This is a genomic window from Streptomyces cyaneofuscatus, assembly GCF_000718135.1.
In the GTDB taxonomy this organism is placed as follows: domain Bacteria; phylum Actinomycetota; class Actinomycetes; order Streptomycetales; family Streptomycetaceae; genus Streptomyces; species Streptomyces cyaneofuscatus.
Map to the genome: position 1 here is coordinate 1 of NZ_JOEM01000107.1, position 252 is coordinate 252.

The 252-nt window shown below is 53.6% G+C and carries 1 rRNA gene; it reads right to left on the bottom strand.

The features are described from left to right. Window positions 1-97 (bottom strand): 5S ribosomal RNA (rrf, locus tag IF17_RS1000000137320); the annotation flags it as partial. Between the last annotated feature and the right edge of the window lie 155 nt (window positions 98-252).

A 252-nucleotide genomic window follows, 5' to 3' on the forward strand; every position in this document is an offset into this window, starting at 1 on the left:
CCCACAGGGTCCCCCCTGCAGTACCATCGGCGCTGAAAGGCTTAGCTTCCGGGTTCGGAATGTAACCGGGCGTTTCCCTAACGCAATGACCACCGAAACACTATGAAATTCTGAACAACCGGTGTAATCACAGCTGTTCGTTATTTCAGAACTAACACAGTGGACGCGAGCAACTGAGGACAAGCCCTCGGCCTATTAGTACCAGTCAGCTCCACCCCTTACAGGGCTTCCACATCTGGCCTATCAACCCAG